The 14677-nt window shown below is 63.2% G+C and carries 13 protein-coding genes; 6 read left to right on the top strand and 7 right to left on the bottom strand.

Annotated features, from left to right (window positions below):
• Positions 1-27 precede the first annotated feature (27 nt).
• Both ACVWW6_RS21220 and ACVWW6_RS21215 read left to right on the top strand, forming a co-directional pair.
• The gene (locus ACVWW6_RS21220; RefSeq protein ID WP_271553705.1) at positions 28-1308 is read left to right on the top strand and encodes an ABC transporter substrate-binding protein; all 1281 of its coding nucleotides are present in this window, start codon (positions 28-30) and stop codon (positions 1306-1308) included.
• A 151-nt stretch (positions 1309-1459) separates the two neighbouring features.
• Positions 1460-2299, top strand: a complete 840-nt coding sequence (locus ACVWW6_RS21215) for an ABC transporter ATP-binding protein (protein WP_271553706.1) — start codon at positions 1460-1462, stop codon at positions 2297-2299.
• A gap of 65 nt (positions 2300-2364) precedes the next feature.
• Here the strand turns inward: ACVWW6_RS21215 and ACVWW6_RS21210 are convergent, their stop codons facing one another.
• The gene (locus tag ACVWW6_RS21210; RefSeq protein ID WP_271553707.1) at positions 2365-3516 is read right to left on the bottom strand and encodes an AGE family epimerase/isomerase; all 1152 of its coding nucleotides are present in this window, start codon (positions 3514-3516) and stop codon (positions 2365-2367) included.
• An 86-nt stretch (positions 3517-3602) separates the two neighbouring features.
• Here ACVWW6_RS21210 and ACVWW6_RS21205 point away from each other — a divergent pair, with 86 nt between their 5' ends.
• Positions 3603-4826 (top strand): phenylacetate--CoA ligase family protein, encoded by a 1224-nt coding sequence (locus tag ACVWW6_RS21205; protein WP_271553708.1) that lies wholly within the window; start codon positions 3603-3605, stop codon positions 4824-4826.
• Positions 4827-5312: 486 nt separating this feature from the next.
• On the opposite strand, the gene ACVWW6_RS21200 is transcribed toward ACVWW6_RS21205, so the two are convergent.
• From ACVWW6_RS21200 to ACVWW6_RS21190, 3 genes are all read right to left on the bottom strand, one after another.
• Positions 5313-5699 (bottom strand): hypothetical protein, encoded by a 387-nt coding sequence (locus ACVWW6_RS21200; RefSeq protein ID WP_456681360.1) that lies wholly within the window; start codon positions 5697-5699, stop codon positions 5313-5315.
• 441 nt (positions 5700-6140) lie between these two features.
• Positions 6141-6278 (bottom strand): hypothetical protein, encoded by a 138-nt coding sequence (locus ACVWW6_RS21195; RefSeq protein WP_271553712.1) that lies wholly within the window; start codon positions 6276-6278, stop codon positions 6141-6143.
• Between the two features lie 370 nt (positions 6279-6648).
• The gene (locus ACVWW6_RS21190; protein ID WP_271553715.1) at positions 6649-7200 is read right to left on the bottom strand and encodes a D-glycero-alpha-D-manno-heptose-1,7-bisphosphate 7-phosphatase; all 552 of its coding nucleotides are present in this window, start codon (positions 7198-7200) and stop codon (positions 6649-6651) included.
• A 232-nt stretch (positions 7201-7432) separates the two neighbouring features.
• On the opposite strand from ACVWW6_RS21190, the gene ACVWW6_RS21185 reads away from it, so the two are divergent.
• Positions 7433-7702 (top strand): hypothetical protein, encoded by a 270-nt coding sequence (locus tag ACVWW6_RS21185; RefSeq protein ID WP_456681359.1) that lies wholly within the window; start codon positions 7433-7435, stop codon positions 7700-7702.
• Between the two features lie 298 nt (positions 7703-8000).
• Here ACVWW6_RS21185 and fcl read toward each other — a convergent pair whose 3' ends face one another.
• Together fcl and gmd are read right to left on the bottom strand one after the other, a co-directional pair.
• On the bottom strand, positions 8001-8942 hold the full coding sequence (fcl, locus tag ACVWW6_RS21180) for a GDP-L-fucose synthase (protein WP_271553717.1): 942 nt from the start codon (positions 8940-8942) through the stop codon (positions 8001-8003).
• Positions 8923-9993 carry a GDP-mannose 4,6-dehydratase gene (gmd, locus tag ACVWW6_RS21175; protein WP_271553718.1) on the bottom strand — a complete coding sequence of 357 codons (1071 nt, stop codon included), beginning with the start codon at positions 9991-9993 and terminating at the stop codon, positions 8923-8925. Before gmd ends, fcl begins: the two co-directional genes overlap by 20 nt.
• 521 nt (positions 9994-10514) lie before the next feature.
• On the opposite strand from gmd, the gene ACVWW6_RS21170 reads away from it, so the two are divergent.
• Positions 10515-12425, top strand: coding sequence for an SDR family NAD(P)-dependent oxidoreductase (locus tag ACVWW6_RS21170; RefSeq protein WP_271552924.1), 1911 nt, complete (start codon positions 10515-10517; stop codon positions 12423-12425).
• Positions 12426-12427: 2 nt separating this feature from the next.
• Positions 12428-13648 carry a glycosyltransferase family 4 protein gene (locus ACVWW6_RS21165; RefSeq protein ID WP_456681358.1) on the top strand — a complete coding sequence of 407 codons (1221 nt, stop codon included), beginning with the start codon at positions 12428-12430 and terminating at the stop codon, positions 13646-13648.
• Positions 13649-13712: 64 nt separating this feature from the next.
• Here the strand turns inward: ACVWW6_RS21165 and ACVWW6_RS21160 are convergent, their stop codons facing one another.
• Entirely contained in the window at positions 13713-14651 is a 939-nt protein-coding gene (locus ACVWW6_RS21160; RefSeq protein WP_271551628.1) for an NAD-dependent epimerase/dehydratase family protein, read from the bottom strand.
• Positions 14652-14677 lie beyond the last annotated feature (26 nt).

The raw sequence follows: 14677 nt of genomic DNA, 5'->3' as shown, positions 1-14677 counted from the left end.
CAACGAATAAACAGGAGGAGGCAACCAATGAAGACAAAATCCTTTTTGAGCACTGCATCGCTCGCGCTGGTGATCGCATTCTCGGCGAGCGCGCAGGCGCAGATCGCGATCGGGCATCTCGCCGACTATTCCGGCGGCACCTCCGACGTCGGCACGCCCTACGGCCAGGCGGTCGTCGACACCTTCGCCTGGGTCAACAAGAACGGCGGCGTCGGCGGCAAGCAGCTCAACGTCGACACCAACGACTACGGCTACCAGGTGCCGCGCGCGATCGCGCTCTACAAGAAATGGTCGGCTCCGGACAGCAAGGTCGCAGCGATCATGGGCTGGGGCACCGCCGACACCGAGGCGCTGACCGGCTTCCTCGCCCAGGACAAGATCCCCGATCTCTCCGGCTCCTATGCCGCCGCGCTGACCGATCCCGAAGGCGTCAGCGGCAAGGCCAAACCCGCTCCTTACAATTTCTTCTACGGCCCAAGCTATTCGGACTCGCTGCGCGCGATGCTGATGTGGGCGGCCGAGGACTGGAAGGCCAAGGGCAAGCCCGGCAAGCCGAAATTCGTGCACATGGGCGCCAACCATCCTTATCCGAACGCGCCGAAGGCCGCAGGCGAAGCCATGGCGCAGGAGCTCGGCTTCGAGGTGCTGCCGCCGCTGGTGTTCGCGCTCACACCGGGTGACTACAGCGCGCAGTGCCTGAGCCTGAAATCCTCCGGTGCCAACTACGCCTATCTCGGCAACACCGCGGCTTCCAACATCTCCGTCCTGAAGGCTTGCAAGACCGCCGGCGTCGAGATTCAGTTCCTCGGCAATGTCTGGGGCATGGACGAGAACGCCGCCAAGACCGCCGGAGACGCCGCCAACGGCGTGATCTTCCCGCTGCGCACCGCGGTGAGCTGGGGCGGCGATGCGCCCGGCATGAAGACGGTGATGGAGATCTCCAAGATATCCGACCCCACCGGCAAGGTCTACCGGCCCGTGCATTACGTCGCGGCGGTCTGCTCGGCGCTCTACATGAGGGAGGCGCTCGAGTGGGCTGCCAAGAACGGCGGAGCGACCGGCGAGAACGTCGCCAAGGGCTTCTACCAGAAGAAGGACTGGGTGCCGGCCGGAATGGACGGCGTCTGCAATCCCTCGACCTGGACCGACAAGGACCACCGCGGCACGCTGAAGGTCGACCTCTATCGCACCAAGATCGCGGGTGCGACCGACGGCGACCTCAACGATCTCATGGCCAAGGGCACGATCAAGCTCGAGAAGGTCAAGACCGTCGAGCTGCCGCGCAAAGCGGAATTGCTGGGGTGGTGATTTCGATCTCGGACGTCATGGCCGGGAAAAGCGCGAAGCGCGTCTTCGCGCAGACGTCCCGGCCATCCACGTCTGACCAATCGGCACGAAGAACGTGGATGCCCGGGACAAGCCCGGGCATGACGAGCGCACCAAATTGGCGGCACACCTAATGACCGAAATTCACGAAGCCACTCGTCCCTCGCCCAGTATAGTGCCCGCGCCACCCCTTCTCGGCGTGCGTAATATCGAGGTCGTCTATGACGACGTCATCCTGGTGCTGCGCGGCCTCAGCCTCGACGTGCCCAAGGGCGCGATCGTGGCGCTGCTCGGGGCCAATGGCGCCGGCAAGTCGACGACGCTGAAGGCGATCTCGGGGCTGCTTAAGACCGAGGACGGCGAGGTCACGCGCGGCGAGATCCTGTTCGAGGGCGAGCGGATCAACGGCACCGATCCCGACAAGATCGTCCGCCGCGGCATCTTCCAGGTGATGGAGGGCCGCCGCATCATCGCCGACATGACGTCGCTGGAGAACCTCAAGCTCGGCGCCTTCACCCGCAGGGACCGCGAGGTCGATGCCGACATCGACATGGTCTTCAACTATTTCCCGCGCCTGAAGGAGCGCACCGGCCTTGCCGGCTATCTCTCCGGCGGCGAGCAGCAGATGCTCGCGATCGGCCGCGCGCTGATGGCACGCCCCAAGATGATCCTGATGGACGAACCGTCGATGGGCCTGTCGCCGCTGCTGGTGAAGGAGGTGTTTTCCATCATCCAGAAGATCAACCGCGACCTCGGCGTCACGATCCTGCTGGTCGAGCAGAACGCGCGCGCCGCGCTGTCGGTGGCGAGCCACGGCTACATCATGGAGCAGGGCAAGGTCGTGCTCGACGGCACCGCGGACGAATTGCGCGACAACGAGGACGTCAAGGAATTCTACCTCGGCGGCGCCGGCGACCAGCGCAAGAGCTTCAAGAACCTCAAGAGCTTCAAGCGGCGCAAGCGCTGGCTTTGACAAAGCGTTTTCAAGCGAAGTGGGAACCGGTTCGCGTGAAGAAAACGCGTCAAAACAAAAGAGTCTTACTCCAACACCTGCTCCGCTTCCGTGACTGCGCAGAGAACATGATAGAACGACGACGCAGGAATGGTGTCGACCAGCGATTTGCCGTCGCGATCGAACTGGTCGTACCAGCCGCCCCGCACGGGATGGCTGAGATAATGCCGCTCGAGCCGCACCAGGGCCGCGCGGGCCTCATCCGCGGCGCCCGCCTCGCCGGACTCGGCCTGTGCAATCCACGCCTTCGCGATCTCGGTCTGCGGCCACAGCCGGCGCGTGCTGCGGCGGATGTTGCCGGTGGCATCACCCTCGTCGATCAGGCAGCCCGTCGCCTCGTCGCGATAGCGCAGCGCGGTCGCCAGCAGCTCCGCACGCCGCTGCCCGGTCGGGCAGCCCGTGATGCGCTCAAATCCCTTCAGCAGCCAGACCCACTCCGCCTGATGGCCAGGCTCGACGCTGACCGGCTCGATCTTCGACCAATCCTCCTCGAAGTACTCCGACAAGACGTGCCTCTGCTTGTCGTAGAGGTTGGCGAGGAACAGCGCGAAGAACTCGCCGGCGCGATTCTGGAACGACAGATCGTGGGTCGCGTCGAAGCACGCGATCATCGCCTCGAACAGGTGCATGTGCGGGTTCTGCCGGCGCGGCAGCGAGATCGGCAACCCCTCGTGGACGCCGCCGTGCGGCGAGCGCAGGTGGCCGTCGAGGAAGGCGAGCAGCGTGTCGATCTCGGCGCGAACCTGCGCGTCCTTGTCGAGCACATAGACGGTCGCAAGCGCAAACAGAATGAAGGCGTGGTCGTAGGCGTCGCGCCGACCATCCATCACAGCGCCCTCCGGCGTCAGCCGGTGCACATAGCCGGGCCTGCCGTCGGGCGCCTTCGCGCGTGCCAGCAGGTGCTCCAGCCCCTTCAGCGCGATGGCGCGCCCCTCGGGATACCAGCCCATCTGTGCCGCCTTGGCGTAGCAGTAGATCTGGCGGGCCTGCACGAACACGCGCCGCGGCGCGGCGGCATCCGCCGTGCCGTCGCGGTGCAGCCGGTCGATGAAGCCGCCCGCGACAGGGTCCCAGCCGACGGTCGACCACAGCGGCATGGCGTCGTCGATCATGCGGCGCTTCAGGCGCGCGACGACGCCAGCCGTCTCCTCCGCCGCCTTGATCCGTTCGTCCGCCATCTCGCGCTCTCCACATCCCGACAATGGCCGTCTGATACCCATGCCAGCGGCGGCGAGCAACGGATGCCAACCCGGAAAGATCAGCCATGACCGCCCATTACGACGCCCTCGAGACGCGCGAGCAAGCCGCGCGCGAGGCCGAGCTGTTTTCGCGCCTGCCGGGCGTGCTGCGCAGCGCGATGACGGCGCCCGCCTATGCCGAGCGGCTCAAAGGTGTGGATCCGGCCACGGTGACCACGCGCGCGGCGCTGGCGCGCCTGCCGGTGCTGCGCAAGTCGGAACTGCCGGCCCTGCACAAGGCCTCCGCGCCCTTCGGCGGCTTCGTGGCGGCGGCACCGGGCTCGTTCGCCCGGCTCTTCACCTCCCCGGGCCCGATCTTCGAGCCGGAGGGCCGGCAGGCCGATCCCTGGCGCGGGGCACGGGCGCTGTTCGCGGCCGGGTTCCGGCCCAATGACATCGTGCTCAACACCTTCAGCTACCACCTCACCCCCGGCGGCTTCATCTTCGATGCTTCGGCGCGCGCGCTCGGCTGCGCGGTGATCCCGGCCGGGCCCGGCAATACCGAGCAGCAATTCGAGCTGATCGAGGCCTACCGGCCGGTCGGCTATAGCGGCACGCCCGACTTCCTGAAGATCCTGCTCGATGCAGCGGCGACCGCGGGCCGCGACGTCTCCTCGATCAAGCGTGCGCTGGTCTCGGGTGCGGCCTTCCCGCCCTCGCTCCAGGCCGAGATCAAGGCGCGCAGCATCGACGCCTACCAGGCCTTCGGCACCGCCGATCTCGGCCTCATCGCCTTCGAGACGGAGGCGCGCGAGGGCATGGTCGTGAACGAAGGCCTGATCATGGAGATCGTCAAGCCCGGCACCGGCGATCCCGTTGCGGAAGGCGATGTGGGCGAGATCGTCGTCACCTCGCTCGACCCGCACCATCCCTGGATCCGCCTCGCGCTCGGCGACCTCACCGCGGCGCTGCCGGGCCCGAGCAGATGCGGTCGCACCAACATGCGGATCAAGGGCTGGATGGGCCGCGCCGACCAGACCACCAAGGTCAAGGGCATGTTCGTCCGTCCCGAGCAGGTCGCCGAGATCAGCAAGCGGCATTCCGCACTCGGCCGCCTGCGTCTCGTCGTCACGCGCCAGGACGAGACCGATGCGATGACGCTGAAGGCGGAAACGGCGGCAGCAAGCGAGGCTCTGCGCGAGGAGATCGCGGGCACGCTGCGGATGGTGACCAAGCTCGGTGGCGCGGTCGAGCTGGTCGGCCCCGGCACATTGCCGAATGACGGCAAGGTTATCGCGGACGAGCGGTAACGCTAGAAACCCAATTCCCCGCGAACAGGGAATTCTGCAGGGAAAAATATCTCGCGCAGGGGCTGCGACGGCGTCAAACATGCGCTAATTGCCTTGAAATCTTGAGCATCTGGGCAGCGAAGCCGCGAAACGGAACAGGGAAATTGCGGTGGAGAACAAGGAATCTGTTCGCTGCGAGCACGGAACAGTATTCGCACGATTAGACCGTCGTTCTACGGTCCGCATTAGCCCGGTGCTGAGCTCATGGGTACGGCACCAAGAAGCCGAAATAGGGCGATGGGCACGGGCTGCATCTGAAATTGAGTTTCATCGAGCGGATCGCGCTGGCCCCGGGAATGGACACGTGCCACGCCCTTTGCTGTTGGTGAGAGCTCGGGCATGACCAGGTTATGGAGCGACGCTTGGCTAATTGCGCATCCCTTGGTCAGCCATCCGGCGTATCGGGCAGCCGGGTCTCCTGTCTCTTGCAGAACGCCCGCACCATGATTAGGAGCCCTCGTTGTCGCCCCCTGAGGATGCTTCGTATTCCTTGCGGGGCTTCGTGAGGATCGAGTCGAGCGTCCCTGGCTGGCTCTCGCTCTGGTCGACCTCTTGTCCTCTCATCCGGCGCGCCCATCGCCTCAGCGCGTCGTAGCCCTCAAGCAACGGCGGCGTTAACGAGAAGAACATTCCAAGGCCCATTGCGATGATTATGTGCCGCAGCGATGGAGGAGGATCATCGTCCGGTTGGCGATCGTCGGCCCTGACGGCTGCCAGCCTGAAAGCTCCGGCTCTTTGACCGGAAGCTCGTGGCTTGCGCGGCGGGATCATGACAACGACGAACAAGACGTTAATCAACACCCAGACACCGAGTACGATCAATAGCGTCCGCATCAACTAAATTCCAGTTTGGGCGATGGAGAAAGAGACTGGTTCTGAACTAAAATATTTTAGTACCGAAGTATTTCTAATGCCAACGCAATACTGACAAACCGCTATCACGAATGATCTTAAGCTTACTGCTGCTCAATCGGTGTGCAGGTATTTCTCGCGGTCTTCGTCGCCCGATTCAGCTGCCTTCGCGTACGGCTAATCGGATCGGCGCGCCGACGCTTGTCCAGTTCGTGCTCACGCCGATCGAGCAGCGGCCCACACTTTTCGCCCTGGCGAGGATGCGGGCGACCATAAGTACAACGAGATATCGAGCGAACACGCTATTCGGGGCACTTACGTTGACCGCTTAGTGACCGTGGATGGTGAGAGGCGCTTTCTAATCGAAGCAAAAGCAATCGGCGTTGAGCTAAAAGACAGTCATGTGAAGCAGGCGATAGTCGGCTATCTGAAACTCGAATCGGGCCAGTGAGGAACCTCATTGGTGGGCCGGGATCGACGCAAGCTCTGGCGCACCATCGCGTAGCGCACAAAAAGGCCGATGGTGATGGCGACAGCCAGCAATGGGAAGATATAGTTCATGTAGGTCTCCAAGACATCGAAGTAGCGATACATACCGTCCAATTGGGTCGATTCCACAGGCTCGACAGTTAATCAGCTGCCTGGGGGCCATCGATCTTGTGGTCCTCGTCAGTTGTTCCGCTTCCCGCGTTTGAGCCTGCGGCTGTCGGGAAAGGGCAACTCCCCCCTGAACGTTCAAGATCGACAGAGCTCTCATTGTTAGCCCCAATCACCGCCGAGTTCAGACGTAGCCTAAAACCTCTCAGGGAATCCTGAGCCCTGGCTAATCCGGATCTTGAAAAGATAGCCATGCCTTTATGCAAGGACTGAATGAATTCGGCAAAACCAGAACCTAAAGTACATTCCATAAGGTAAGCCCTGCCGATAAGTCTCAATCCGCTGTTCCCGCGGCCCGCGGTGTGACCGTGCGGGAATCGTTGGACCAATCAGCCAACAACGGGGTGATGAACGTATGGAGGTTTGACCCATCGAACAGATAGGCTGGAAGTCCGGCCGCTTGCGCCGCAGCAAGGTCACTCTGCTTGTCCCCGATCATGAAGCTAGCATCGATATTCACCTCGTACCGCTCAAGCAGGCCTCTAATCATCCCTGGCTGCGGCTTACGACAGTTGCAGAGGACACGGTAGCGCTCAATCAGGCCGTCGGGGTGGTGGGGGCAGAACTCAAACGCATCGATATGCGCACCAACGATAGCAAGCTCGCGCGACATCCATTCGTGAAAATTGCGAACATGCCGCTCCTCGTAAAACCCCCTCGCAATTCCTGATTGGTTCGTTACGACAAAAGCAAAATACCCGGCGTGATTAACTGCTCTTACGGCCTGTTGGGCTCCTTCTACCCACCGGATCTTGTCCGGATCAAAAGCATAGCCATCGTCCTCGTTGAGGACGCCATCGCGGTCAAAAAAAACTGCTGGACGCATTAAATCTCACTGGCCCAAGTTGGATGGGAACACGGGCGATCTTCCGACAATCCCTGCTTCATATCAATACTGCAGGGCTCTTCAATATCAAGGCAAGGCGCCCGCGCCTGGAGGCGGTCAGGCCGTCGATATGTCGACCGCCCATCAACGGGCCGGTCTTGCAGCGATCTACCTTCGAACCCGGCGCGCGGCTACATGGCCAAACTTTCCTACCACATAGCAGCGCTGCCGCATGCTGCGGCACAAGCTACTCAGCGCATACCGCCAAAAGGCCGTCGAGAAGTCACCCCGACGCATCGATGTGCCGGGCATGCCTTGGCACTTACAAGACGCCGCGGAGATCGAGACGGTCAAGAACGTACTTGATTTGCAGCTCAGCCCATCTTCCGCAGCCGACATTGAAGCCAAGCTTCGATCCTACGGATTCGATCAGCGCACCCTGAACACAGAAGTCTGTGTCCAGGCCAGAGAGATCTTGTCCCTGTGTTTGAAGCGCCGCTGAACGGAACTAAACTACGACGTCTGCTGCTGCTAAAGGAGATCTCGGGCGCCCGAGCACCGCTATGCATGGATCTAGATCGTCTTTGACATGGAACGCTTTTACCATGTCGTTGCTTCTTGGCATCTTGCAAAGCTTACCTTTTCAACGGAGAAATCGACGGAAAGATAAGCAGCCAAAGCGATATCCGTGCCGCGCAAAGCACATTAAGATCACGGAAGATTTGTCGCGAATCTGGCGGAATGATCCGTTCGAGAAATCGATCATCTTTCGCAATCATGATCACTCGCAATCGCTGCATTTACTTATGCGACAAATACGTTGCATAGGCGAGCTTCAGGCCATGCTCAAGGGATGTCGTTGCGCGCCAGCCGAGCTTTGCGAGCCGGCTGACGTCGAGCAGCTTGCGCGGCGTACCGTCGGGCCGCGAGGTGTCGAAAGAGATCTCGCCGCTGTAACCAACGACCTCGGCAACGACGCGCGCGAATTCGGCGATGGTGATGTCCTCGCCGGTGCCGATATTGACCAGTTCCGCACCGGAATAGGTCTTCATCAGGTGCACACAGGCATCGGCCATGTCGTCGACATAGAGGAACTCGCGCCGCGGCGTGCCGGTGCCCCACACGACGACACCCTTGGCACCCGCAACCTTCGCCTCGTGAAAGCGGCGGATCAGCGCGGCGACGACGTGGCTCATCTCAGGGTGATAGTTGTCGCCGGGGCCGTAGAGATTGGTCGGCATCACGCTGATGAAGTCGCATCCATACTGGCTGCGATAGGCCTCGGCCATCTTGATGCCGGCGATTTTTGCAATTGCATAGGGCTCGTTGGTCGGCTCCAGCGGACCTGACAGGACCGAGTCCTCGCGCAGAGGCTGGGCTGCCAGCTTCGGATAGATGCAGGAGGAGCCGAGAAACATCAGCTTTTCGACGCCGTTCCGATGCGCGGCGTGGATCACGTTCGCCGCGATCGCGATGTTGTCGTAGATGAACTCGGCGCGCAGCGTGTTGTTGGCGACGATGCCGCCGACTTTCGCCGCCGCGAGGAACACGACCTGCGGCCGCACCTTTGCGAACCAGTCGAACACGGCGGCCTGGTTGCAGAGATCGACCTCGCGACGGTCCGCGGTGACGAGCTTGACATCCTCTCCTGCGAGCCGGCGCACCAGCGCGCTGCCGACCATGCCGCGATGGCCGGCGACGTAGACGCTTCTGCCCTTCAGCTCAAACGGAGCGTTTGTCATGGGCAGCGTCCCGTTTCGCCTGTGCCAGATCGCTCGCCATCATCTCCTCGACGAGCTGGGCAAAGCTCCGCTTCGGCTTCCAGCCGAGCACCTCGCGCGCCTTGCTGGCATCACCGATGAGGAGATCGACCTCGGTCGGGCGGAAATAGGTCGGATCGATCTTCACCACCGTCTTGCCGCTCTTGGCATCGACACCGGTCTCCTCGACGCCTGCGCCACGCCAGGCGATGCGCCGGCCGACCTGCGCGAACGACAATTCGACCATCTCCCGCACCGAGCGCGTCTCACCGGTCGCGAGCACGAAGTCGTCGGGCTTGTCGGCCTGGAGGATCATGTGCATGCCCTCGACATAGTCCTTGGCATGCCCCCAGTCGCGCTTGGCCTCGAGATTGCCGAGATAGAGCGTCTCCTCCAATCCCACCTCGATGCGGGCGACGCCGCGCGTGATCTTGCGCGTGACAAAAGTCTCGCCGCGGATCGGGCTCTCGTGGTTGAAGAGGATGCCGTTGGAGGCGAACATGCCGTAGGCCTCGCGGTAGTTCACCGTGATCCAGTAGCCGTAGAGCTTGGCGACGCCGTAAGGAGAGCGCGGATAGAACGGCGTCGTCTCCTTCTGCGGGATCTCCTGCACGAGACCGTAGAGCTCGGAGGTCGAAGCCTGGTAGAACCGCGTCTCCTTCTCCATGCCGAGGATGCGGATCGCCTCCAGGAGGCGCAGCACGCCGATCGCATCGGCATTGGCGGTGTATTCCGGGCTCTCGAAGCTCACCGCGACGTGGCTCTGGGCGGCAAGATTGTAGATCTCGGTCGGCCGGATCTGCTGCACCAGGCGGATCAGATTGGTCGAGTCGGTCATGTCGCCGTAATGCATCAGGAACGGCACGTTACCGACATGCGGGTCCTGATAGAGGTGATCGACCCGCGCGGTGTTGAACGACGATGAACGCCGCTTGATGCCGTGCACGACATAGCCGAGCGATAACAGATAGTCGGCGAGATAGGCGCCGTCCTGGCCGGTCACGCCGGAGATCAAGGCCACCCGCTTCGTCATACGTTCCTCTGAGCGCGAAATACAATGCTAAATTTGCCACTGATACCATTTGAACATTACCGCGGTCTCGTCAACCCGGAGCACCACCTCCAAATGGAACACTCGAGGTCCGGAACAGCGGTAAAGAAGGAGGTCGGACCAGCTTAACGATTCTCCCGAGCAAGCGGCGTAGCCGGGCTGTGAGGCTCACTCGATGAAGAGGCGATACCGTCAGGAAAACTTCTATACGCGACCTATCTAGGGGCCTTAAGCCGGCGATAGAGAGCACGCTGACCGATAAATTGACTACCGAGAAAGTTCGCGCTGGCATCCGGCGGAGCCTGCAGGTAGCATAGTTGTAACGACATCAATAGTTGTCTCCTCATTCCTGCTTAATTGAGCCAATTGCGGCAGCTACGGGTTCGGGGCATTTAGCCCTTGAGAACCTTGCAACCGCCGATGGATCGTGAGATTTTCAGATACCTTTTTCTCTTTGGGCAAAGCCGTCGCACCGGTAGATGCGAATCCGAGATGAGCGCACTATGACGCGTCTATCGCATCTCACCTTGCGCAATTTTCTGATCGCGCTCCACGACCTGCTGGCGACCACCGCGGCGCTGTTCGCGGCCTTCTATCTGCGCTTTGAAGGCGGCGACGGCTTCTACGACCGCCTGCCGCTGCTGTTCCAGATCCTGCCCTACTTCCTCGCCTTCAGCGTGGTCGTCTTCTTCGTCTTCAACCTGACCACGACGAAATGGCGCTTCATCTCGCTGCCCGACGCGCTGAACATCATCCGCGTCGCGAGCGTGCTGACGGTTGCCCTCCTGGTACTCGACTACATCTTCGTCGCCCCCAATGTCCGCGGCGCCTTCTTCCTCGGCAAGGTGACGATCGTCCTCTACTGGTTCCTCGAGATCTCCTTCCTCATCGCGCTGCGCATGACCTACCGCTACTTCCGCTATACGCGGGTGCGGCGCCATGCGAGGACCGAGGATGCCGCGCCGACGTTGCTGATCGGCCGCGCCGCCGATGCCGAGGTGCTGCTCCGCGGCATCGAGAGCGGAGCGATCAAGCGAATCTGGCCGGTCGGCGTGCTGTCGCCGTCGAGCTCGGATCGCGGCCAGTTCATCCGCAACGTTCCGGTGCTGGGCGGCATCGACGATATCGAGGACGTGATCGGCGACTTTGCCAAGCGCAACAAGCCGATTGCGCGCCTCATCATGACGCCGTCGGCATTCGAGCCGGACGCGCACCCGGAATCGATCCTGATGCGGGCGCGCAAGTTGGGCGTGATCATCAATCGCATGCCCTCGCTGGAGAGCGGCGATACGCCCCGCCTCACCGCCGTCGCGGTCGAGGACCTGCTGCTGCGGCCGAGCGAGACGATCGACTATGCGCGGCTCGAAGCCCTGATCAGGGGCAAGGCGGTGATCGTCACCGGCGGCGGCGGCTCGATCGGTTCGGAGATCTGCGAGCGCGTCGTGGCCTTCGGCGCCGCGCGCCTGCTGATCGTGGAAAATTCCGAGCCGGCGCTCTACGCGGTGACGGAGACGCTGGCCGCGCAGGGCTCGGCCGCTGCGGTCGAAGGGCGCATCGCCGACATCCGCGACCGCGAGCGCATCATGCGCCTGATGGCCGAGTTCAAGCCGGACATCGTGTTCCATGCCGCAGCGCTCAAGCACGTGCCGATCCTGGAGCGCGACTGGAGCGAGGGCGTCAAGACCAACATCTTCGGCTCGATCAACGTTGCCGACGCCGCCCAGAGCGCCGGCGCCGAAGCCATGGTGATGATTTCGACCGACAAGGCGATCGAGCCGGTGTCGATGCTCGGCCTGACCAAGCGCTTCGCCGAGATGTACTGCCAGGCGCTCGACCATGATCTCTCCGCGGGCAGCGGCGGCGCCAGGCCGATGCGGCTGATCTCGGTCCGGTTCGGCAATGTGCTGGCGTCGAACGGTTCGGTGGTGCCGAAGTTCAAGGCCCAGATCGAGGCCGGCGGCCCCGTGACGGTGACGCATCCCGACATGGTCCGCTACTTCATGACCATCCGCGAGGCCTGCGATCTCGTCATCACGGCGGCGACGCATGCGCTCGGAACGCAGCGGTCGGACGTCTCGGTCTACGTGCTCAACATGGGCCAGCCGGTGAAGATCGTCGATCTCGCCGAGCGCATGATCCGTCTCTCCGGCCTTCAACCCGGCTACGACATCGAGATCGTGTTCACGGGCATGCGGCCGGGCGAGCGCCTGCACGAGATCCTGTTCGCCTCCGAGGAGCCGACCCGCGAGATCGGCGTCGCCGGCATCATGGCCGCGCAGCCGAACGAGCCGCCGATGCAGACGCTGCGCAAGTGGATCGCGGCGCTCGAGCAGGCGATCGCGCGCGACGATCGCGCCACCATCAGGACCATCCTGAAGGATGCAGTTCCGGAATTCGGGTCGACCGCGGCCTGACCATGCAGTCTCAAGGCAAGATCGTCGTCGCGAGCCAGCATTATCCGCCGGATACGAGCACGACCGCGGCGATCATGGCCGAGATTGCCTGCCGCCTTGCCGCAGGCCACGAGGTCGTGGTGCTGTCGGGCTCACCAGGCGCGCTGCCGGCCGCGCAGACCGGCCCGGGCAGGCCGCGCGTCGTCGCGATCAGGAACCGGATGGCGGGGAAGGCGGCGCTGGTGCGGCGCGGCGCCTCCGAGCTGCTGTTCGCGTCGCGTACGTTCCTCGCACTGGTCCGGGAGCTGAAGCGAGGGGACGTCGTGCTCACCGTCACCGCACCGTTCATGCTGCCTTATGCGGTGGCGGCCGCGGCAAGGCTCAAGGGCGCCCGCTCGGCGCTGATCATGCACGACCTCTTCCCCGACGTGCTGGTGATGGCGGGCCTGCTGAAGCCCGGTTCGATGGTGACGCGGACGATGCGCTTCGCCAACAACCTGATGTTCCGCGCGCTCAATGCCGTCATCACCATCGGCCGCGATGCGGAGCGGCCGCTGCTGAGCTATGCCGGCATGAGGCGGAACAAGATCCGCTTCATCCCGAACTGGGCGACGATCGCGCCCGGGCCGCGTCCGCTGTCGCCGGACAATCCGTTCCGCAAGGCGATTCCCGCGCGTTTCGTCGTCGGCCTGTCGGGCAATCTCGGCTTCACCCATGACCCGGAGATCGTGTTCGAGGCGGCGCGCCTCCTGAAGGGCGAGGCGGATATTCACTTCCTGCTCTCCGGCTGGGGCATCGGCTTTGCGCGGCTGCAGCAGTTGCAGGCGGCCGCGAACCTGCCCAATGTCTCCTTCGTGGCGCGGGTCGAGGATGCCGAGCTCGAGGCGTTTTTGGCGGCTGCCAATCTCTGGATCATTCCGTACCGGAAGGACGTTGCGGGGGTGTCGGTGCCGAGCCGGTTCTACAATCTGCTGGCGGTCGGCCGCCCCGTGGTGCTGGCGTCCGAGCCGGAGGCCGAGGCTGCGTTGACGGTGGTGGAGAACGGGCTCGGCTGGGTCGTGACGCCGGGCCGCGCCGACCAGCTCGCCGAGGCGATCCGCGCGGCGTCGCGTTCCGACGACAGTGCCATGGCGGAGCGCGCGGTGAAGGCGGCATCGAAGTTCGACCGCGCCACCGCGATGAACGCCTATGCCGCCCTGGTCGAAGAATTGTTGCGCAACCCGGACCTGTCGGAGCAACGATGAGAGAACGCACAACGATGTTTCGCCGGTGTCGGCTGAGCAGCTGCCGGACTTACCCGTAAGGCGTCTAGGGCGAGGCCGATGTGCCGACCGCCAGCCGCAATCCTTGCGTCATGCTGAGCGGCGGCGTCCAGCCCGTCGATAGCGCGGCGGAAGTGTCAATCTCCATAGATCCTACCAAGCTGTAGCGCAGCTCTGGCCTCATCGCTTGGACAGCGAGCGTCAGCACCCTCAAGGGCACCGGCAACAGGATGGCGGTCCGGTTCATCGCCTGTCCGATCCGACGAACGAAAGCAGTGGTCGAAATCTGCTCGTCGTCGGCGACCAGATAGATCCGGTACGGAGGCGGCACCGGCAGGCCGACGAGATGCGCGACAAAGGACGCGAGATTCTGCACGCTGACGAACGCCCGCTTATTATGGACGAGACCAAGCGGAAGCGGGATCCGCCGTCTGATTGCGCCAACGAGGTGACGGAAATTACCGAGCGCTTCGCGTCCATACACCAGTGGCGGGCGCACCACAGCTACCCGCATCTTGGATTGAGACGCCAGGCCCTGCAGCGCGGCCTCGGCCGCCGCCTTTGACCGTCCGTAAACGCCGCGCGGCACCACTGCGTCGTCCGGCGTGAACGGCCCTCGCCCATCGGTCGAGCTTCCGTTGACCAGGATCGTGCTCAGGAAAACGAACCGGGACACCCCCGCCCGCACGGCGGCTTGGGCCAGTTGCATCGTCCCCTGCGTATTCACCGCGTCGTACAGCTCAGCGGCGTGCTCTTCATTGGGGTGATGCACACGGGCGGCTAGATGAACCACCGCGTCCACTCCCGCAAGCGCGGCGTCCCAAACGGTCGCCGGACCGATCGAGCCGACCACCACGTCGTTCTCTCCGGCCCGTCCGGCGCGTAGCGCTCGGCGAACAAGGTAACCGCGGCTCTCGAGCAACGGGACGAGATTGCGTCCGACAAATCCGGTTGCGCCGGTGACGAGGACGACCTGTTGATCCATGGCGGTGCGTGCTCCAGCAAGTCCGG

The sequence above is a fragment of the Bradyrhizobium sp. USDA 3311 genome (assembly GCF_054062495.1).
The sequence above is the reverse complement of the archived record's forward strand: the minus strand, read 5'-3'. Positions and strand labels throughout refer to the sequence as shown.